A 21,790-nucleotide genomic window follows, 5' to 3' on the forward strand; every position below is an offset into this window, starting at 1 on the left:
GGATGTTAGTTGTTAGTGAAATACTGCAATTCAATTATGGCATCATCGAGTTTGATTACCGCTTCAATATGGTCGCTTTTTACAGTGGTCGCATAGTTGACGAGCTGCACCCATTCCAGGTAGTTGATACTACCTGCAGCCAGCTGTTGGTTGGCAGTGCGAGTTATCTTGTCTGCATTAGGTAGCGCCTGTGTTTCATAGTACTGTACAGTAGCCTGGTATTGCTTGTACCTTGCCAGTGCGGCTGTTTGTTCTTCATGCAGTTGTTGCGCCCCGGCCTTGTAGCTGTTGGTTGCTATAGTTTTTTGTAACCGCGCGCTTCTTATTTTTGCCAGTTGTGCTGTTGGGAACAGGGGTATACCCAAGCCAACCTGGAAGGATGAAAAACGAGTAAGTCCATCATACATTCTTTCATCGGCACCAACACCTTTTATAGTTGTGTTGTTATAGGTAAAAGACAGGTCGGGCAGTATGCGTGCTTTTTCTGCGGCTATAGCTGATCCTGCAATTTTGGTGTCCTGTTCCAGTAGTCGCATGGCGGGGTGTTGGTCAATACTCGTTGTCTCAGAAACCACAAATGATGTTCTGTTTGCTGGTTCGGGCGTAAGATCCCTGGCGGTGTTCAGTAATAGCCTGAATCTCAGCAATTGTATCTTCAGGTCATTCTCTACCTGCTGCAGTTGCATAGCTATTTGTCCTCTCTGCGTCTCTGCAGTTACCTGCTCCAGTATATTCGTTTCACCTGTATTCAGTCTCAGTGTAGCCTTGCGTAGAAACTCTGCATACAGCGTGTCGGTTTGTTGTAGCAATGCTTCTTTCTTTTGTAAGTACAGTATGCCGTAGTACGATTGAGACACCAGCTTTTTCAATAGTAACTCTTGCATTGTTGCAGCCAGTTGTCCACGAGCCCATTCGTCCTTTAGAAATCTACGCTGTGTGGTGTATACCGATGGAAAATTGATGGACTGTGTGATACCGAATTTATTGTCGCGGTAGGCGCTGTTTATCTGGCCGGTTTCTCCAAACAAAGTTGCCTGTGGGATATTTATACCACTGCCCGTAAGTGCATGCAGGTATTCGGCCTTGAGGTGTTCATTTTTGAGTTTTAGATTATTATGAATGGCAGTATCTATAGCAGCTTGTAGAGAGATACTTGTCTGCGCGTTGCCGGTATTGGAGCAAGTAAATAGCAGCAGCACAATTGCTGCGCCTGTCAATTTACTATTCACATGCATTGATCTTTTTTCGACAAGAATATATAGTATAGGCAATACAAAAAGAGTAAGGAATGTGGCTATCATGAGCCCACCTATTACTACCGTAGCTAAAGGACGCTGCACTTCTGCGCCGGCGCCATTGCTCAATGCCATAGGCAGGAAGCCAAGTGAGGCTACGAATGCTGTCATCAGCACAGGCCTCAATCTTACTTTTGTTCCTTTGAGCACTATTTGTTTCAGATCGGTCATGCCTTCTTCTTTTAATTGATTAAATTCTGCTATCAGCACTATACCATTAAGCACGGCTACACCAAAGAGTGCTATAAAACCAACGCCTGCACTTATGCTGAATGGCATACCTCTTAGCGCCAGGAATAAGATACCGCCAATAGCTGATAAGGGAATAGCAGCGTAGATAAGCAATCCTTGTCTTATGGATTTGAACGCGAAGAACAATAGAAGGAATATGAGTATCAGCGATACAGGGACAGCCACCAATAATCTTTGCTTTGCTGCATTCAGATTCTCAAAAGCGCCACCATAAGTGAGGTAGTAGCCTGTAGGTAGGTGTAGTTGTTTGTTTACTTTTTGTTGCAGCTCGGTAACTATGCTTTGCACATCACGGCCCTTTACGTTGAATCCGGCTACTATTCTGCGTTTGGCATCCTCCCTCTGTATCTGGTTTGGGCCATCTTTTATGGCTACATCTGCCAATTGGTACAATGGTATCTGTGTGCCGTTGGGGGTAGGGATGAGCAGATTCTGCACATCTGTCAACTCTTTTGTAGTAGCCCCTGCCAGCCGCACAACAAGATCAAATCGCCTCTCACCTTCAAATACCATTCCTGCTTTTTGTCCTGCAAATGCGGTGTTGACCACACGGTTAATGTCAGATATGTTCAACCCGTATTGAGCAATTGCATTTCGTTTATAGGTAATGATGATCTGTGGCATACCTGCCACGGCTTCCACATAAAGGTTCTTGCTACCCTCAACCGTATTTATTATGCCTCCCAGTCGTTGAGCATATAGCGCGAGGGTGTCCATATTTTCGCCAAAGATCTTGCATACCACATCCTGCCTGGCACCCGTCATTAGTTCATTAAAACGCATCTGCACCGGAAACTGAAAGCCAGTAGTGATACCCGGAACTTCTGCCATAGCTGCACCCATTTTTTCAGATAGTTCATTAAATGTTTTTGCCGAAGTCCATTGTTTTTTGTCTTTCAGTACAATGATCATGTCACTTGCGTCCATAGGCATAGGGTCGGTGGGGACCTCACCGCTACCTATTTTGGTCACTACCTTTTCTACCTCCGGAAACCGGGTCAATAGTATATGAGCGGCTTGCTGTGTGCTGGCCATAGTAGTGTTAATGCCGCTGCCCGTAAGCACTCTTGTTTCTACGGCAAAGTCGCCCTCTTCCAGTGCCGGTATGAATTCACCCCCAAGAGTAGTAAGTACAAATATCGCAGTTGCAAAAAGTACCAGTACAGAAGCCAGAATTGCTTTAGGGAAGTCAACTACTTTTCTTAAAGCTGCCTGGTAGTAGTGTTCCAGTTTGCTCATCAATTTATCTGAGAAATTGGGTTTGTGCTTTGCTTTTTTACTCAGGAACAACGCGCTCATCATAGGTACGTAGGTGAGTGATAGCAGAAAAGCACCCACCAAAGCAAAAGCTACCGTCTGCGCCATTGGTTTGAACATCTTCCCTTCTATCCCTTGCAATGTAAATATGGGTAGGTATACTATAAGAATGATGATCTGGCCAAATACCGCACTATTCATCATCTTCCCGGCCGATCTACCTACTGCCAGGTCCATTTCTTGTTGCGATATGTTTGCAGCACCTTTATGGCCTCTGTTATGGGTCAGTTGATGCATGACTGCCTCCACAATGATCACAGCGCCATCCACAATCAGCCCGAAATCAAGTGCACCGAGACTCATCAGGTTACCGCTTACGCCAAACAGGTTCATCATTATGACCGCAAACAACATAGCCAGAGGAATTACTGACGCAACTAATAACCCTGCCCTGAAATTGCCAAGGAAGAGTACCAGCACAAATACTACTATCAAGGCTCCTTCCTCCAGGTTCTTCTCTACGGTGCCTATAGCGTTGTTCACCATTTTGCTTCGGTCCAGAAATGGCTCTACTACCACGCCTTCGGGTAGTGTCTTCTGTATCTGGGCCATGCGGTCTTTCACGGTTTTAATTACCTCGCTGCTATTACCGCCTTTTACCATCATCACCACTGCACCGGCTACTTCGCCTTTGTCATTATAGCACATAGCTCCGTAGCGTGTAGCTGCTCCTATTTTTACATCGGCTACATCTCTAATGAACAGGGGAGTGCCGTCGGCCAGGCTCTTCACTACAATGTTATTAATATCCTCAATGCTGCCCACAAGTCCTTCGCTGCGTATATATAGAACTGAGGGGCCTTTTTCAATATATGCGCCGCCTGTATTCTGATTGTTACTTTCCAGTGCTTTGAACACCTCGTTTACCGTGATGCTGTGCGACAGTAATTTCCCCGGATTCACCTCAATTGAATATTGCTTGAGATTGCCACCAAAACTGCTTACCTCTGCTACTCCCTTTACACCCAGTAGTTGTCTGCGCACTATCCAGTCTTGTATGGTGCGTAGTTCTGTTGCCGTGTATTTGTTTTCGTAGCCGGCTTTGGGGCGCACTACGTATTGGTATATTTCTCCCAGTCCTGTCGTCACAGGCCCTAGTTCCGGTTTGCCAATGTCAGCTGGAATATCAGATTGAACTTCTTGTAGCCGCTCGGCTACTTGCTGGCGTGCCCAGTATATATCGGTTTCGTCGTCAAATACTATAGTTACCAGCGATAATCCGAACCTCGAGAAACTTCGTATTTCTTTCAGCCCTGCTATATTGTTGTTCACCTGCTCTATAGGAAAGGTAACCAGCCGCTCTATATCAGTTGCGCCGAAAGATGGGGCGATGGTAATTACCTGCACCTGGTTATTGGTAATGTCCGGCACTGCATCTATGGGCAGCCGGGTAAGTTCATATGTGCCATATCCTATAAGGGCTACGATAAATAGTCCTATTATAAGTTTGTTTTTTATGGCAAACCCTATTATTGCGTTAAGCATAATATTCTATTGTTAGGTATATTGAATTGATTGTGTTGCGGGATTATGAGCCCCGGCCATCGTTAACGAAAATACATTCAAACCAGACATGATGCCTAAGATTTAGGGACACCCGGAAGTGAGGGTAAGATAGCCGTTAAGTTTAATGGGATAAATTTCTGACACTAAAATAGATGCAGTCTCCCTTAGATCATTTTAAAAGAATGTACCTAATGATTGTCTGCAAAAGGTAGTTACCTCTCACCTCAACTCATGCAAAACATGCATAGGTTTGTGTGGGTACCACCAACTTTAGTGTCAGCTTGATCAGCAACTGCGGGGAGGTTGCCAAATACTGGCAAGGAAGGATGATTGCAGGCATTCCTGCTTGTGAAAATGTTCTTTCTTTTCTGAAAAATAAATCGCTTTAATAGTTTCTTCGGGTATCGAAGCAACTACAGGGGCTACATAAATGGCCGTAATAAAAGACATACAGCCATCGTCTGTTTTGAATGGCAGCTTCATATCCTGGTCATGATCTGCATCATGGTCATCGGGCTGTGAGTAGTGCATGCTCATAAACTGCCAGAAGGTGATATCGCTATCTATTTGTTTATGTTCCTGATAGTGATGTAACAGCACAGGTAGTTTTAACAACTGGTGCAGTTCAGTTGTTGTGAATAGATAAACTATCAGGCACGATATGGCAATGATGCGATGCAACACCACAAAAGTAAATCAATTAATGACAAACAAAATTAAAACTCTATTATAAATCCTAATGTGGGTATAACTACAGCACTGGCGTTATCCAGTAGCAGTGGTATGCCATTGCTGCCGTCTGCCTTCAGTGGTTTGCCATCGGTGGTAAGGAAGTCTTTATTGTCTTCTGTACGTTTGAATGTGAAGGTTGGCGACGCAGGTTGTTTGCTTGCATATGCATTGGTTATGTCCATATACAGGTCGAAACTCCATTTCTTGCGGTTCCATTTTTTGTCCAACCTTATATCCATAGAGTTAAATGCCTTTAGCCTTAGTGTATTAAATTGACCATAGTCTATTACTCCCGTTCCTAGGGTGCTGTAGTTGGCCTGCGATGCAGCGATGTCAAAAGGGGAGTAGGGTGCACCACCCTGGTAGCGGAATTTCACACCCAGTTCTATGTTGTGTTTGAACTTGTAGCCGCCAATAAATGAAAGCAGGTTGCCGTTATCCCACGATGCAGCTATATATTTATTATCGCTGTTGGTGAACTCACTCTTATATAAAGTATAAGATAGAATCACAAAAAAGTTCTTTGTCAACTTCTGTTGAAACTGAAACTCCAATCCATAGCTGCGTCCTTTGCCGGTAGAGCTTATCGGTTCGTTGCCCAGTACGTTAAAGTCTCCGCCCTTATTGGCAAGCGATATTCCGTCGAGTCTTGAAATAGGGTAGTTGCCATATTGTTTGTAAAATCCTTCAAGTGTAAGTCTTGCGCCCTGCCACTTTGGTAACAGCTCCAGTCCTGCCACGTAATGGTTACTGCTTATGTAGTCTGCTGTTTTATTTATGTACTTACCGGTGCTGTCGGTATAGCCAAGTATGGTGTAGGTTGGTATTTTGTAGTATCGGCCAACAGATGCATTGAATTTCAGTTGATCGGTGATGGTGTATGATGCGGATAGCCTTGGCGACATTTGTTTGGTAATGTTGTTGCCGTCTGTCATAAAGGTATTTCCATCAGTGCGCAGACCAAGAGATATGTTCAGTTTTGACTTGAAAAAGTTCGCCGCAATCTGCCCGAACAGGCCGTACTTAAAGAAATTAACGCTGGTGTTGCCGCGGATAATGACAGCTGGCTGCACTAAGTTGCCAACACTGTCTGTAACAGCATTTCTGTATTTCAGGTAAAGCTCATTTTTATAATCGTCATTCTGTACCATTGCGCCATAGCTATAACTCCACCTGCTATAGAATTTATTTACTTCAAATCTTAGCTTGGTCTCCCCTTCTGTAGAGTGTATTCTCAGTGTGCGGTCTGCTTCAACAGGGTTTTGGTTGTCCAGGTATTTGTCGAGCTGGTTGTTCAGCATATTGCGGCTAAAGGTGAGGTTAAAGTAGCCCTTGTCTATTAGTTTCTTCAAGCCATAACCATTTGTATAGCTCCATTGTTTGATCAAAGGGTTTGAATGGAGAATGTATACATTCTCCGGGGTCAGGTTGTTGGGAGTCAGAAAGCTGAATTTATCTATTGCGCCGATAGCTAAAGTATAGAATGACAACTTCTTGCTGATCTTGTAGTTGACTTTGTACTGAAAATCCCAGTAAGAGGGTTGTATGGGTATCTGTAGCGCCTGAAACAGGAATTGAAGGTAAGATCGTCTTGCAGATGCCTGGAAGGATATTTTGTCGTTGATCGGACCATCTGCGGAATAGGCAAGTTCTGTGGCACTTAGTCTTACATTGTGTTGCACTTTATCTGGGTTGGCATCCTTCATTTTCAGTTGTAATACACCCGATAGCGGATTGTCATACTTTGCGGGAAAGGCGCTGGTATAAAGGTTTACATCCTGAATGAATGATATATTGATGATGCCGGTTGGTCCGCCTGCAGATCCCTGAGTAGCAAAGTGATTGATAACAGGTACTTCTATGCCATCGAGGTAATATACGTTCTCATTTGGTGCGCCGCCCCTTATGATCAGGTCATTTCTGTATCCGCCTACAGAGCCAGATGTGCCACCCACTCCAGGAAAGGCCTGTATCACGCGCGATACGTCGAAATTACCGCCAGGGTTACTTTTTATTTCCTGTGCCGATAGGTTTTGCAGCGATAGGGGTGTCTCCGCATTTTTTGCAAATGGGTTGCGGCGAACAACTATTTCCTTTAAAGAGGTATTGCTGCTATTGTCCATCTCTATTAGCAGTACCTGCTCATTGCCCGATGATATAACAATGTTGTATAAAATTGTTGGGTCATAACCTATTATCGATGCCTTTATATTGTAAGAGCTGGTGGGTATGTCTTTTATTGAAAATCGCCCGTTACTGTCTGATACAGCACCGAGCGTGGTGCCTTCCAGAACTATGGTAGCGTCGGAGATGACTACTTCAGTTTTCTTATCTTTCACAACTCCGCTTATCTTGCCGGTCTGGCCAAAACATGCGGTAGAGATCAATAGAATAATGGTTAGGAGTAATACTCTGTTTATCGCCATTTGTTTATTTATTTGTGCAAAAATATAAACAGATTTAATGCGGAATGATTTTTTTTCTGCAAAAAGTTAATACCTGCATTATATAAGCTAATTTCCTGCACAAAAGGCTCAACTTGTTAGGTGGCAATCTAATTGTGTGTATATTAGCGATTATAAATTAGTTATTAACTGCTTATGATTTAAGTTAAAGGAAATACTTCAGTTTGTGAAGTAAACTATAACTAATTTTGCTGCATTACGCTTATGATCAACCCCACAATACCAAAAAACGAGATCCAAAGGCTTTCAAACCTGAAAGATTACATGATCATGGATACTATCCCCGAAAGTGATTTCGATGAGATTACCATGCTCGCTTCTCAAATTTGTGATACCCCTATTTCTCTGGTTTCTTTGGTAGATGACAAACGGCAATGGTTCAAATCCCGTCACGGTCTTGATGTATTGGAGACACCTCGCGATCTTGCGTTTTGCGGCCATGCTATTAATCATCCCAGGCAAGCCTTTATCGTTCCCGATTCCCGTCTGGATAACCGTTTCCACGATAACCCTTTGGTAACAGGCAGTCCTCATGTAGTGTTTTATGCCGGTATTCCGTTGCTTACACCCGAGGGGAACGCGCTGGGTACTTTGTGTGTAATAGATAATCATCCTAAGGAGCTGAATGAAAGGCAGATTACATCATTAAAGGCGCTGAGCCACCAGGTAATGTGTCAGCTGGAATTAAGAAGGAAAAACACGCAGCTTAGCCTTACTTACCAGGAGTTGATCAATAACTATAACGATATTGAGCAATTTGCCTCTATAGCGGCTCATGACCTGAGAAGCCCGTTACATAACATCACAGCGTTAATCGATTATTTTCTCGATGAGAATGCAGCGAACGTTACTCCGGATGGGGTAGAGTATCTTAATCATATCAAAACCTCTTCATTACAGCTTACAAGACTTATTGATGCAATATTGGCTTATTCCAAATCTACTCAGGTTATAATTACCAGTAAAGAGCGCTTTAATCTCACTGAATGTATTGCTGCAATCATACAGCTACTCAAGCCGCCCGCACATATTGCTATTAATTATCCTCAAGACGATGTTTATATTACCACATCACGTGTGGCTATAAAGCAGGTATTATTGAACCTCATTAATAATGCAGTTAAGTATAACGACAAGCAGGGGGCTACTATAGATATTACGTTTCATGAATCGGAAGAAGATTATCATTTCACTATAAAAGACAACGGCCCCGGTATTCCCGAAAAACACCTGGACTCTATATTTGATCTGTTCAAGACGGTTAAGACTAACGCCAACAGCGGAACCGGTATTGGGTTGTCGATAGTGAAAAGGCTCGTTAAAAAGCTTCACGGAGATATAACCGTTGTATCGAAAAAAGATATCGGTACGCAGTTTACTTTTAATATAAAGAAGTAACAACCTGGTCAGTGCCGAGGGCACATTATTGAGGAATATCAGTAAACGCCTGATCTATTTCTTAAACAACAATGGTGTGAGTGCGTCGTCCCTAAAGGCGATTTTTTCGAGATACAGGCCATTGCCACTAACGTCAAAAAACGCCTTGGTACAGTCATTGGCCTCAATAACCTGTCTGAAACCATCAACAGACATTTTTCCCCGTGCTACCTGTAATTGAGTGCCCACAAGTCCACGAACCATTCCTCGGAGAAAGCGATTGGCACGCACTATATACTGCAATTCATTGCCTTCCCGTTGCCAGTAACTTTCCATTATTGTACAGGTATGGGTGTGCGATTGTGCATTGCGCTTACAGAACGACTCAAAATGTGTATACTCTTTTATAATTGCTGCTGTTTCATGCAGCACTTCTTCATTAATAGGCAGGGGAAAGAACAATGCCCGCTCGTGTAGGAACGGATCTTTATGGGAGTAGATACGATAGCGGTATTGGCGGCTTATGGCATCGAACCGCACATTAAAATCTTCGGCGGCAGTAAAGGTCTTCTTTACGGCTACACCTTGGGGCAGTATAGCGTTGATCCTGTATAGCAGGTCGAAATTAACAGGCGCATCTAGGTCGAAGTGGTAATAGTTGCAGAGCGCATGCACGCCCTCATCGGTTCGGCTGGCGCCATATGTACTAATAGGTATCCTGAAGATGGTACTTAGCGCAGTATTCAATGCCAGCTGCACTGTTACCTGCATTCCCTGTACCTGCGAACCATGGAACTTGGCGCCATCATACATTACTTCCAATATATACCGTTGCATAGTCCTTATTACTGGGATAACCTGATACTAACAAAATAACCCCGCATGGAGCGGGGTTATCTCAATATGGGATAAGCCTTTGAAAATTATGCCATAGCATTAACTCTCTTCTGGATACCTGATTTCAGGTTTCCGGCCTTGTTCTTATGAATTACATTACGCTTAGCCAACTTGTCGATCATAGAGATTACTTTGCTCAGGTTCTCGCTTGCTGCTGCTTTTTCAGTATTAGCTAATAATGTACGTATAGCGTTACGTGTGGTTTTGCCATAATAACGATTACGGTCACGACGTTTTTCGCTTTGGCGGACATCCTTTTTGGTAGCTTTATGATTTGCCATTAATCTTTGTTTTTTTAAGGACTGTAAATGTACGAAGAATAATCAAAAATCAAAAATAAAATTAGATTTCTGAAATATTTTCAAACAGACCTGTTTTTTAATAAGTGTTTGAGCGGCAAAGATAGGGAAAAATGCGACCCTGCTGGCGTGGTTTTTACAGTATTTAATAATAGAAATCGGCAGAAAGCGTTATATTGTAGGTGAATAGACCCTAAATGTCGGTAAAACGATAAATAACACCCTGAGTATGAGAAAGATAGTGTTTGTGTTCCTGTTATTGACAAGTGTACATGTTATGTGTATGGCGGTTACACCTGCCGATAGATTGCTCGCATTGGTGAAACTTTCACCCGAAAGTGTAACCCGGGATAAAGTAACGTCTATCCTGGGAAAGCCTACCAGGATTGCGGAATCTAGAAAGGGTAGTACCTGGTATTATAGCCTGGGTACTACAAAACTCACACTGCAATGGAGTAAAGGGTCTGGCATGGCCGAACAATTTTCCTATTCCTGCGGCAAAGGCACAACATGCGGCCAGTTCGATAAAAAGAAAGAATGTAAGCTAAAGGAAGGAGCAATGAATATGCAGCAAGCGTTGACACTTCTTGGTCCACCAAAAGAAATGACAGTAAAAGAGGGGAAGCAGATCATGTATTACAACTACCAGGGCAATATGCTGCGCCTTTTTTTCCGCAACCGTACTTTGGTAGATTACGCTTTAGTGGAAAATCGCAGGGAGTAGTATAGCGCCATCACTATCACATTTACTTTGATGATACATTGTTCCATTCTGCACTTTCATTGTTTTAAAATGTTACCTGGAAATTGTATTTTGTGCTGGAATCACATAAACTAATTCATCATGTCATTTTATAAGTTTCTCCTTTCCCTTACTTTGGCTGCCGGTAGCATTTGTGCCACACATGATGCACAGGCACAAACGGTTTTTTCCGTAAAGTATAAAGGCGATGCGCAGGTAAAAGTATATGTAGCCTCGTATAAAAGTGATGCTGACCTGGTGGTGTATAAGGCCGGGTACAAGAGCGACGCGGGCGATAATAAAGGCATATGGTATTTTTGTGACTATGCCAGCGATGCGAAAAAGAAGATTTTTTTCGTTGACTACAAGAGCGATGCAGACCTGGTAATTTTCTTCAGCGATTATAAGAGTGATGCAGGCTGGCAAAATAAGAGTAAGCAACACCTGATGTATTAAGTTGAAACTAATGTTTATGGCGTTTCAAGGGGATAATTATTCTATAACCCATTAATCTCTTTAACTTTTTGCCTTATTAACTTACTTTTGCCCCCGATGCTTCCAAAAGAATTATTGCTCAAGGCCTACAGGTTAATGATGACCGCTAAGGCTATGGCTGAAATATACGATGCCAACAGGCCCATATGTAAGTATGTGCACAGTACATCCCGGGGTCACGAGGCTATTCAGCTGGCTACCGGTTTTCTCCTGAAATCATGCGATTTTGTTAGTCCTTATTACAGGGACGAGAGTATTATGCTGGGCATGGGTTACCGCCCATATGAGCTAATGCTGCAATTGCTGGCAAAGGGTGGCGACCCGTTCACTGGTGGTCGTGCTTACTATAATCACCCCAATATTAAAAGAGAAGGTTTCCCCGGTATCATACACCAGAGCAGTGCTACGGGTATGCAAGTCATACCTACTACAGGTATAGCCCAGGGTATACAATACAGGGAAAAGGAAAAATTATCCAATTACGAATTGCCCCCGGTTACTATTTGTTCATTGGGCGATGGTAGTGTTACCGAGGGTGAAGTGAGTGAAGCATTCCAGTTTGCCGTGCTAAAGGGCTTACCTATAATATACCTTGTTCAGGACAACGACTGGGGTATATCTGTAAGCAGCGATGAGGCCCGTACTATGGATGCATACGAATATGCGGGTGGGTTCAAAGGTATGGAGCGGGTAAGGGTGAACGGAAGTGATTTCGTGGATTCTTATAATACCATGCAGTATACTATTGATTGGGTGCGCGAACATAGAAAGCCTATTTTAGTGCATGCAAAGGTTCCTTTATTGGGCCACCACACATCAGGTGTGCGCAAGGAGTGGTACCGTACGGCTGAAGATCTGGCCAAGCATGGCCTGGACGATCCTGCACCTAAACTGAAGAAAGTATTATTAGGTATACGCGGAATAAAGGAAGCAGACCTGGATAAGATAGAGCAGGAAGAAGTAGCCTACGTTAAGGCTGAATTTGATATGGCTGTTGCCGCACCTGACCCTGACCCGGCAACTGTTGCAGACCATGTATTTGTTCCATCAAAAGTAACAGGCGAGGTTGGTAACCGTACCCCTGAGGGTAGGGAAAAGGTAGTAATGGTGGATGCCGCGCTTCATGCTGTGGAAGAATTATTACAAGATCACCCTGAAGCCTTGTTTTACGGACAGGATGTGGGCAAGCGCCTTGGAGGAGTATTCCGTGAAGCGGCAACTCTGGCCGATAAGTTTGGCGATAACAGGGTATTTAATATGGCCATTCAGGAGGCATATATCGTTGGCTCAACCATTGGTATGAATGCTGTGGGTCTTAAGCCAATAGTGGAGGTTCAATTTGCAGATTATATTTACCCGGGCTTCAACCAGCTGGTTACCGAGATCAGTAAGTCATGCTACCTCAGTTGCGGTAAGTTTCCGGTATCTATGATATTAAGAGTGCCGATCGGTGCTTACGGTGGTGGTGGTCCATATCATAGCGGAAGTGTGGAAAGCACTTTAGCTACTATTAAGGGCATCAAGATAGTGTACCCAAGTAATGCAGCCGACATCAAAGGTCTTATGAAAGCCGCCTTTTACGATGGTAATCCGGTAGTAATGCTGGAACATAAGGGCCTTTACTGGAGCAAGGTACCTGGCACAGAAGAAGCTAAGACCATAGAGCCGGACAGAGATTACATATTGCCACTTGGCAAGGGTACGGTAGCATTGGCGCCGACACAGGAGAATATTGACAATGGATCATCTTGCTGTATCATTACCTATGGTATGGGCGTGCATTGGGCCAGAAATGCGGCTAAACAATATCCCGGACAGGTAGAGGTAATTGATATTCGTACAATCTATCCATTGGATGAGGAACTTATATACCACACTGTCAAGAGGCACGGCAAGTGCATAGTATTGACAGAGGAGCAATTACGTAACTCCTTCTGCGAAGCACTGGCAGGACGTATAGCCCAGAATTGTTTCCAACAGTTAGATGCTCCCGTACAGACAATTGGCGCACTCGACTTGCCTGCAGTACCTATGAACATGGGTCTGGAGGCTGCAATGTTGCCTAACGCAGATAAGGTAGCCGACAGGATTGGGCAATTGCTTAGTTGGTAATTTTTAGGGTACTATGGTAAACTATTTATTGTTATGGTTTTCGTTTACCAATAGTTTTTATAAATTTGGAAGATTAAGTAGTAATTTGCTGCTCGGCTTCCTTGTTTAGAGTAGTCACAGCATTAGTTTGTAAATTATTGTATATGAAGAAATTTATTGCGGCTTTATTTTTATTTGCAGCTACCGGCTCTTCTATGGCGCAGGTAATGAAACATAACAATAAATTCCCGTCTCCTGAAAGTGCTACTTACGACAATAATGGTAACGATCTGAGAGGCTTTATCAATACAAATAAGATCGCTTTAATGAGCAAAGGGGGATTGGTAAACGATGCGTCTGCCAATACCTGGGGCTATGTAATGATGAAAAATGTGAAGATTCCCGGCCAGAGCAAGAAAGGGGAGCTGAACTACTATGAGTCATTCGATGTAAGCCTACTGCTTTATAGGTCTGCCGATGGTGCTAAGGCTACATGGTGGGCGCGTGAGTACAACAACCCTAAAGGACCAATGCTCTATTACAAGGCAGGTGATCCGGGAATGCTGAGTATCGAGAACGTAAAGTATTCTGAAATTATTACCGACCTCAGACCTAAGAAGTTTACTCTTGTTGAATTCTACGATTCAATTTTCAGCTATAAGGACATTGATGTTGTACTCAATAACACCATAGCTATGCGTGGTGGCACTATGAAGGAAAATAGTGATTATACTGCATTGGTTGATTTCTACAACGGTTTCCTTGGTAAATTCTCTTCTGTTAATGATGCAGTACTGGACGATAAGTCATTCATTACCTTCTTCAAGAACGGCAGCAATAACTACATCGGTTACTTCAATGTGATCAATGGCAAACTTTCAGGAACAGTAGAATTGATAGATGCTCCGTTTGAAAGAGACAGGATCAAGTTGGTGAATGATGTATTTAAGAAGCTTACCGGCAGCTACGTTTATGTTTATGGCGATGATAGCTTTGGTTTCGACAGAATGATCAAAACGCGTGCTGACAAAGGCAACCTTAAAATTGACCGCAGAATGACCACCATGTCTTCAAAATTCAATCAGGACCAATAGTCGACTACAATCAACACTTTTAATACTAAAGAGACACAGCAATGTGTCTCTTTTTTTATTGGGTATTGATCTTTTAACATCGTGGGCAATCTCTGGAGGTTGCCCTCATAAGTCGGGGGGCTTCCTTGTGTAAACCAGATGAATGCCTGCTGTCTGTCTCAGACCGAGTGTGCTCTGGTCGATTCTCTTTGAGGGCAGCACTTGCATCCTCCTTTTCCTTCAATCCTCACGATCCTGATTCAGACGAAGAACCACACAAAAAAAGAGACGCTCGTTTCGGAGCGTCTCTTTTGCAACAGTAACGGAAGAATTACTTCTTCTTAGTTTCTGTTTTTGTTTCAGTCTTCTTTGTTTCAGTCTTCTTAGTTTCTTTCTTACCGTCAGTTTTAGTTTCTGTCTTGGTAGTTTTCTTAGTTTCTTTCTTTTCAGTTTTTGCATCCTGTGCAAAAGCTACTGAGCCCATAAGCAACAGAGCAGCAACGGTAGTTACGATTTTTGTCATTTTTGAATGGTTTTGTGCAAAGCTAATCAGTAATTCCATTAAATGCAACAGTTGGGGTAATAACATTTTATACTTAATGTAATCTTTACAGAAGGTGCATATTCCTAAAGCTATGATAATAACGATCAACAATTAGTAAAATACCCTTCAGCCAGTTAACTTTGCAGCCTTATGTTAATGTCATTACAGAATCTTTCCTTCTTTTTCGGTGCAAGGCCGATATTAGAAAACTCCAACTGGCAGATAAATACAGGTGAACGTATTGGTCTGGTAGGTAGCAATGGTGCCGGTAAATCTACACTGCTACGCCTTATGACGGGTGCTTATACGCCCAATGAAGGCTCAATAAACAAGCCCAAAGATGTGTCTCTTGGTTTCTTTAACCAGGATCTGTTAAGTTTTTCAACCAACGATTCTATTCTTAAAGTAGGTATGCAAGCCTATGAAAAGGCCCATGAGGTAGAGAAGAAGATGGATAAGATCCTTAAAGATCTGGAGTCAAAGCCCGATGACGAAGACCTGCTCGACGACTATAGTCACGCCCTGCATGATTTTGAAGTAGCGGGTGGTTATGAAATGGAGCATAAGACTGCCGAAGTGTTGGAAGGCCTTGGTTTCACCACTGCCGATCTGCAGCGCCCATATGATCAGTTCAGTGGAGGATGGCGTATGCGCGTGTTGCTGGCAAAGATGATGCTACAGGCACCGGAATTACTACTGTTAGATGAACCTACGAATCACCTTGATCTTCCGTCTATTGAGTGGTTGGAACGTTACCTCATCAGCTACCCGGGTAGTGTGGTTATCGTTTCGCACGATAGGTACTTCCTCGACCGAATGGTAACGAAGATAGTAGAAGTATGGCAGCGCGACCTGATACAATATACCGGTAACTACACCTTCTTTATAAAAGAGAAGGAAGAGCGCATGGTACTACAGCAGCGTGCTTTTGAAAACCAACAGGACTACATAAAGCAGCAGGAACGTTTCATTGAGCGTTTCCGTGCACAGGCTACCAAGGCCGCACAGGCGCAGAGTGCTATCAAACGTCTGGACAAGTTAGATATGATCGAGGCTCCGGATAGCTCTATGCCTACCATGAACATCAACTTTGATGTTGGTACACAGCCAGGCAAAATAATAGTAGAACTTAAGAATATAACCAAGAAATATGGTCCGCTCACTATACTTGATAATGCGCAGGCAGAGATTAACCGTGGTGATAAGATCGCGCTGATCGGCGCCAATGGTAAGGGTAAGTCTACCTTGCTGAGGATAATAGCAGAGCAGGAAGGCTTTGAAGGCGACCGTAAATGGGGCCACAATGTGGAAGAAAGCTTCTATGCACAGCACCAGCTCGAAGCACTGAACGTGGAGAACGAGATACTGGAGGAAATGAAGATGTGCGGTAGTGGCAAGAATGAACTGGAGCTCCGCCAACTGTTGGGTTGCTTCTTGTTTAGCGGAGATGATGTGTTCAAGAAGATCAAGATACTTTCGGGTGGTGAAAAGGCAAGGGTAGCATTGGCAAAGGTAATAGCCGCTAAGGGCAACTTCCTGATGCTGGATGAACCTACCAATCACCTGGATATGCAGTCGGTAGATATGCTTATCGATGCCCTGAATAAATACAAGGGTACTTTGATACTGGTATCGCACGATCGTTATTTCATCAGCAAGACGGCTAACCGTATCTGGAATATTGAAGATGGTAAGATCAACGACTTCCCGGGCGATTATACAGAATTTACGGTATGGCAGCAGGACAAGGTAAAGCGCGAGCAACTAGCTAATGCCACAGCAAAAGCAGCACCTGCAGCAAAGAAGGAAGAAAAGCCGGCCCCAAAGCCGAAGAATAACCTAAGCAACGAGCAGCTTAACAATCTTAGAAACGAGCACAAAAAGCAGCAGAAGGCATTCCAGAAACTGGAGGAAGAGATCAATAAACTGAAACAAGATGCACAGGCATTAGAGTTGAAGTTGGCTGATCCTGCAGTATACAGCAACAAAGACGAATTCAAAAAGGTAGATGATTTGTACAAGTTGTCGTCTAACCGCTTGGCTCAGCTGAACAAAGACTATGATAAAGCCTTCGAGCAGATCATGGAGCTGGAAGAAAAAATGGGATAATGTATTTAATGGCTGAAAGGCGCAATTGCTGAATTGCTCAATGAAGTTGATAAAATATAGCGGGCTATTCTTTGTATGAGAATAGCCCGTTTTTTTTGTTCTGTTATTTGCCCGCATCCGCAGCTGTTGCGTCTCCTTACCAATAGCCGACAGGTCGGTTCAGTCGTAGGGGCAATCCCTTGCGGTTGCCCTGCGTAAGGCTGTATTCGCTTTGGTGGATCTGTGAAATCTGAGCAATCCTCTTAAAATCCGTGATTCAGACAATCATTGCACCACAATATACTCCAACCTTTCAGACACTCTCTTCCCAATGGTACATCTTTGTATATCTTCCTCTTTAAAACCTATACGATACAAAGAGTCCCTGAAATCTCTGAAATCCCGACCAATCAATAAACCTCCCTTCCTTATTTTCGGCAACCATCTTTGAATCATATCCCGGTGGAAATCGGACATCGAGCTGCATTGCAGATCATAGAAGATAAAGTCAAAAGTTCCGTCCTCTATTTCTTCTGCTATTTCCTTTGCATCGCCCTTTATCAGGGTTGTTCGATTGGAGAAGCTATTGAGTTTTCGCCGGCATTTTGTCTCGTTTTGTGCGTTCTTTTTGTAAGCACTACCATCCATTGGTATCCACAGATCAATGCCGGTAAGATGGATATCTTTATTGGTCTTCAACACCCGATACATGCTTCTGCCGCCTTTTGCACCCAGCTCCAATCCGTTTTTAAATTGCCGTTCTTTAATGAAGTAGGGGAGGTCGAAGATGAACCAGCCTTTGAATTTTATCCATTGTATGAGGCCCATTTCGTCCTCATTAAGCTCCTTTACGGGCTGTAGGGTTTCTGATATCATAGAGGGTTTATTAGTGATGCTTATGCGTAATCAACTAATATACAACGTATCTTTTCCCTGTTTAGTATTTATTATTCTTATTTTGTTGGGGCAGAATTGATTTAGTTCCTCAACTTTCAAACCGCTACCTTATTATATGGAAAGATTCACACCACAGCCACATACTTCCTCTTGCGCTTTCGTCCTATCCATATAAGTGTGCCGGTCACCGGCAGACTGGCTGCTACCAAGCTGCCTACAAAAGCCATTATCTTCCCCGGCAGTCCCAGTACAGCACCTACATGTATGTCATAGTTCATCCCTATCAATTGCTCTCCGCGGTTCTTTGGGTCATAGTTACGCCTGTACAGCAATTGCCCACTATATTGATCATACCGCAGTTCATCAAAGTTGTAGTACGTTTCCTTCCCTCTGTAGCCAAGTATAGAGTAGTAGCCATCTTTGCTGCCCGGCAATGACACGCCTATGCGTTCTTCTTTTTTAAACAGCCTCGACGCATGGTCAAAGGCTATATCTAAAGGCGATGTGGTATTTACCGCTGTTGCCGTAGATTTTGTGGCCACATATACCGGCGGTGTTACACTTTGGGTAGCCACCACATACACTGTTTTCTGAAACCAATCAAGCGCCCACACCATACCGGTCAGGGAGATAATTAAGGCAATACTCATGGCATAAAATCCGGGCACTTTATGCAGGTCATACACCAGGCGTTTAAAGGTAGCATTCCATTTTATCCGCAGGCTGTTGTTTATGTTGGTTTGGTTCCATTTCTTGGGCCACCAGAGTATCATGCCCGTTATCAGCATGATCACAAATAGCAGTGTGGCATAGCCCACTATGGGTTGTCCGTAACAGGTATTCAACAGCAGGCTCCAGTGCAGGTATTTTACCATGTTGAAAAAATTGTACTTGTAGTCAATAACACCAGTCACCTTTCCGGTATATGGATCTACGCACGCAACCTGATGGTACGTTAGTGCACCAAAGTAGGTCAATGCGCTTTTGTCGCCTTCTTTGTATGCCCCAAACTCCCACGCTCTATCGGCTTGCCGGTGGCAGGTTATAAAGTTCACCGGTTTGTCTTTGCCCAGTGTTGTTTGGGCGCTACTCAGTAATACTGACAGCGGGAGTGCAGTAGTGTTCCGTTTTTCTATGAAGAATAACTCTTCATAATAGCTCTCATTGATCTCTTTCTGAAATACATAGAGGCATCCGGTAATGGCCACTATAAACACCACCAGCCCGGACGCCAGTCCGAGCCAGAGGTGTATTTTTCTTACTGCTTTTTTGAAATTGGTCATTCTAGAATTTGTAAGTGATGCTTAGCCTGCTGTTACGTGGTGCTTCTGCCTGCCAGTAGTAAAATCCGCCGTAGGCGTAGTAAGATCCGCTATACAGATAAGTGTTCAATAGGTTAAACACATTGGCCGTAAGTTTCAGGTTGCCTTTCTCCCAAAACAGGCCACCATCCAGCCTGAAGTAGTCGGGCAGATTTTTGGTCCCCGCTGTTCCCCAGCTCCATGTATCCCTGTCGGCCTGGTAGTTAAACCCGGCAGATACACCTACTCCGCTTAGCGCACCACTTTGTATTTTGTAGCTCAACCATGCGTTTATATTGTGCATGGCATATCCCGGTATGCGGTTGCCGGCCTTCATTTCTGTTATACCAGTGGCCACGCTTGTTACTCTTGAATCTGTATAAGCATAGTTAACGATCAGGTTCAGCCCTTTAGCCAGCTCTCCTTTCATGTCAAATTCCACACCCTGTGTTACTTTTTCGCCAAGCACTACAGAGAACCCTTCTGCTGCCGAATTGTTGGGGTCCGTTGTCAGTTCGTTATTTTTCATTATCCTGTACACAGATAGGGTAGTGTTCCACTTGCCATTCATCCATTCTTTCTTAACGCCGGCTTCTATGTTATCGCCTGTTATTGGCTTCACCTTTGCGCCATTTCTCATCACGCCTGTTTGCGGAATAAAAGCTTCGTCAAACAAGGCATAGAAAGACGTCTGGGTGTTCAACGAATAACTCAATCCTACTCTTGGTGTAAACTGTTTGCCAATGTCGGGCTTACCACCATAGGCCGATTGGCTTACATAGGTGTAGCGGCCTGCAAGTGTAAGGCGTAGTTTATTATCCATAAAGCCTAGCTCGTCCTGCAGATATAATCCTGTTGATCTTTGATTTATAGTTCCATAGGCCGCATTGGCTCTTTCTTCCAGCGATCTGGTTCTGTCAAATACCGGGTATCCATTTACTGGTGTACCATATACCGGCTGATAAGTGTTGAACTCCGCGCCCACCGAGTCCAAGTCATGGCTCTGGCTCCAATCGGCCATATAGTTTTTGGTAGACATATCCAGCCCACCCAGTATTCTGTGATGGATGTTCCCGGTATTCATATCGCCATTCACATATGCCTGCCCCGATTTGATCTCGCTTGCAGCATCCCATATGCTCACATTGCGTATCATAGTGCCATCATCATTCACTTTTGTTGGCCACATAGATGATCCTGTCTGGTCATACTTCAGGTAGGCGGCTTGTGCTGTTATTTTCCATTGGTCATTGATCTTGTGTTGCAGGTTAAGGAAACTGCTGTGGTCATTGATAATTGTAGGGTCCAGGCCCGGTTGCGCCACAGTAAAGTCTATCGGCAATTGCGCATAGCCTTTTGTAGAATAGGCATAGTAACTACCCACGTTCGACATCTTTACATGTTGCAGTGTGTATTCAAATGTCAGCGTAGTTAGGTCGTTTAGTTTGTAAGATAGTACTGGTGCTATGCTATACCTGTTGTTATATTCATAGGGCCTGAAAGAGTTCTTGGTCTGGTCCATCAGGTTAAGCCTGTAAGAGAGTTTACCGGCTTTGTCCAGCCTTCCGTCCACATCTACGGTTGCGCGGTAGAGGTCGTAACTACCCATGGTTAATGAGGCTTCACCACTGGTGGTGTTGCCGGTTGGTTTCTTGGTCACTACATTATACATTCCGCTTGGATCTCCATTGGCCATCATAAACCCTGCAGGGCCTTTTACAAATTCTATATGGTCTGTAAAGCTCATGTCTTCTGTAAGTGGCCCCCATGATGAGTTCACCACATTTACCCCATTGCGGAAAGCGGCTATCTGCGAACCGCGCATATTGATGCGCGCATAAAGATCGCCCCAGTGTTCCAGCTTAGTTGCTCCGCTTACGTTTCTTATGGCCCCGTCGCTCATGCTTATCACCTGCTGGTCGGCAAGTGCCGCACCAGATACTATCTGTATGTTCTGCGGTACATCCTTTAGTGGCTCGTTAAGTCTCAGGCTGTTCGATGCCTTATCTGCCTTGTATTTATTTTTGGTAGTGCTCACCACAACTTCCTTAAGTTGCTGTGCGGAAATATGCAGCGATATATATATCGCTGCTACCTTATCAGCCTCCACAAGTACTTGCTGTTTTATAGTGTCGTGGCCGGGATAGAATGCCGATAGCGAATAAGTGCCAGGTTGCATTTTTATTATTAAAAAGGAACCGTCATTGCCCGTATGCTTTGTGATGTTGCTGATCATAATAACAGCATCAGGTACTGGTTGATTATCGGTAGTAGTTATAATTCCTTTTATGGTGCCGGTTTGCGCCATACTGCTCGCAAACGATAAAACTAAAAGGCATAGGAATGCTGACTGAAGGATATTTTGCTTCATGATTGTTGTGTTAAGATGAATTGAATGTGCATTGTATGGTGTCAGCTC

The 21,790-nt window shown here is 43.8% G+C and carries 15 protein-coding genes; 6 read left to right on the forward strand and 9 right to left on the reverse strand.

Annotation, left to right across the window (positions count from 1 at the left end):
• Window positions 1–5: 5 nt before the first annotated feature.
• The 3 genes from CJD36_RS15730 to CJD36_RS15740 all read right to left on the reverse strand — a co-directional run bounded on the left by CJD36_RS15730 (window position 6) and on the right by CJD36_RS15740 (window position 7,528).
• Window positions 6–4,349, reverse strand: coding sequence for a CusA/CzcA family heavy metal efflux RND transporter (locus CJD36_RS15730; RefSeq protein WP_105040154.1), 4,344 nt, complete (start codon window positions 4,347–4,349; stop codon window positions 6–8).
• Between the two features lie 306 nt (window positions 4,350–4,655).
• A complete protein-coding gene (locus tag CJD36_RS15735) occupies window positions 4,656–5,051 on the reverse strand; it encodes a hypothetical protein (protein ID WP_133162662.1) in 396 nt (131 codons plus the stop codon).
• Between the two features lie 35 nt (window positions 5,052–5,086).
• The gene (locus tag CJD36_RS15740) at window positions 5,087–7,528 is read right to left on the reverse strand and encodes a TonB-dependent receptor (RefSeq protein WP_105040156.1); all 2,442 of its coding nucleotides are present in this window, start codon (window positions 7,526–7,528) and stop codon (window positions 5,087–5,089) included.
• A gap of 243 nt (window positions 7,529–7,771) precedes the next feature.
• On the opposite strand from CJD36_RS15740, the gene CJD36_RS15745 reads away from it, so the two are divergent.
• On the forward strand, window positions 7,772–8,965 hold the full coding sequence (locus CJD36_RS15745; protein WP_105040157.1) for a GAF domain-containing sensor histidine kinase: 1,194 nt from the start codon (window positions 7,772–7,774) through the stop codon (window positions 8,963–8,965).
• Between the two features lie 54 nt (window positions 8,966–9,019).
• On the opposite strand, the gene CJD36_RS15750 is transcribed toward CJD36_RS15745, so the two are convergent.
• Both CJD36_RS15750 and rpsT read right to left on the reverse strand, forming a co-directional pair.
• Window positions 9,020–9,781, reverse strand: coding sequence for a tRNA pseudouridine synthase A (locus CJD36_RS15750; protein WP_105040158.1), 762 nt, complete (start codon window positions 9,779–9,781; stop codon window positions 9,020–9,022).
• 86 nt (window positions 9,782–9,867) lie between these two features.
• Complete coding sequence (gene rpsT / locus CJD36_RS15755) at window positions 9,868–10,122, reverse strand: 30S ribosomal protein S20 (protein WP_105040159.1); 255 nt, start codon at window positions 10,120–10,122, stop codon at window positions 9,868–9,870.
• A gap of 247 nt (window positions 10,123–10,369) precedes the next feature.
• On the opposite strand from rpsT, the gene CJD36_RS15760 reads away from it, so the two are divergent.
• From CJD36_RS15760 to CJD36_RS15775, 4 genes are all read left to right on the forward strand, one after another.
• A complete protein-coding gene (locus CJD36_RS15760) occupies window positions 10,370–10,864 on the forward strand; it encodes a hypothetical protein (protein WP_133162663.1) in 495 nt (164 codons plus the stop codon).
• 120 nt (window positions 10,865–10,984) lie between these two features.
• Window positions 10,985–11,338, forward strand: coding sequence for a DUF6150 family protein (locus CJD36_RS15765; protein ID WP_205685622.1), 354 nt, complete (start codon window positions 10,985–10,987; stop codon window positions 11,336–11,338).
• Between the two features lie 96 nt (window positions 11,339–11,434).
• Window positions 11,435–13,489: an alpha-ketoacid dehydrogenase subunit alpha/beta gene (locus CJD36_RS15770; protein ID WP_105040161.1), complete on the forward strand. Its 2,055-nt coding sequence runs from the start codon at window positions 11,435–11,437 to the stop codon at window positions 13,487–13,489.
• A 143-nt stretch (window positions 13,490–13,632) separates the two neighbouring features.
• Window positions 13,633–14,562 carry a hypothetical protein gene (locus CJD36_RS15775; protein WP_105040162.1) on the forward strand — a complete coding sequence of 310 codons (930 nt, stop codon included), beginning with the start codon at window positions 13,633–13,635 and terminating at the stop codon, window positions 14,560–14,562.
• A 310-nt stretch (window positions 14,563–14,872) separates the two neighbouring features.
• Here the strand turns inward: CJD36_RS15775 and CJD36_RS15780 are convergent, their stop codons facing one another.
• Window positions 14,873–15,064 (reverse strand): hypothetical protein, encoded by a 192-nt coding sequence (locus CJD36_RS15780; protein WP_105040163.1) that lies wholly within the window; start codon window positions 15,062–15,064, stop codon window positions 14,873–14,875.
• A 177-nt stretch (window positions 15,065–15,241) separates the two neighbouring features.
• Here CJD36_RS15780 and CJD36_RS15785 point away from each other — a divergent pair, with 177 nt between their 5' ends.
• Entirely contained in the window at window positions 15,242–17,194 is a 1,953-nt protein-coding gene (locus CJD36_RS15785) for an ABC-F family ATP-binding cassette domain-containing protein (RefSeq protein WP_240609365.1), read from the forward strand.
• 264 nt (window positions 17,195–17,458) lie between these two features.
• On the opposite strand, the gene CJD36_RS15790 is transcribed toward CJD36_RS15785, so the two are convergent.
• From CJD36_RS15790 to CJD36_RS15800, 3 genes are all read right to left on the reverse strand, one after another.
• Entirely contained in the window at window positions 17,459–18,049 is a 591-nt protein-coding gene (locus tag CJD36_RS15790; RefSeq protein WP_105040165.1) for a class I SAM-dependent methyltransferase, read from the reverse strand.
• 146 nt (window positions 18,050–18,195) lie between these two features.
• Window positions 18,196–19,353 (reverse strand): PepSY-associated TM helix domain-containing protein, encoded by a 1,158-nt coding sequence (locus tag CJD36_RS15795; protein WP_105040166.1) that lies wholly within the window; start codon window positions 19,351–19,353, stop codon window positions 18,196–18,198.
• 1 nt (window position 19,354) lies between these two features.
• The gene (locus CJD36_RS15800; protein ID WP_105040167.1) at window positions 19,355–21,742 is read right to left on the reverse strand and encodes a TonB-dependent siderophore receptor; all 2,388 of its coding nucleotides are present in this window, start codon (window positions 21,740–21,742) and stop codon (window positions 19,355–19,357) included.
• Window positions 21,743–21,790: the final 48 nt, after the last annotated feature.

Source organism: Flavipsychrobacter stenotrophus, from assembly GCF_002954265.1.
Classification (GTDB): Bacteria; Bacteroidota; Bacteroidia; order Chitinophagales; family Chitinophagaceae; genus Flavipsychrobacter; species Flavipsychrobacter stenotrophus.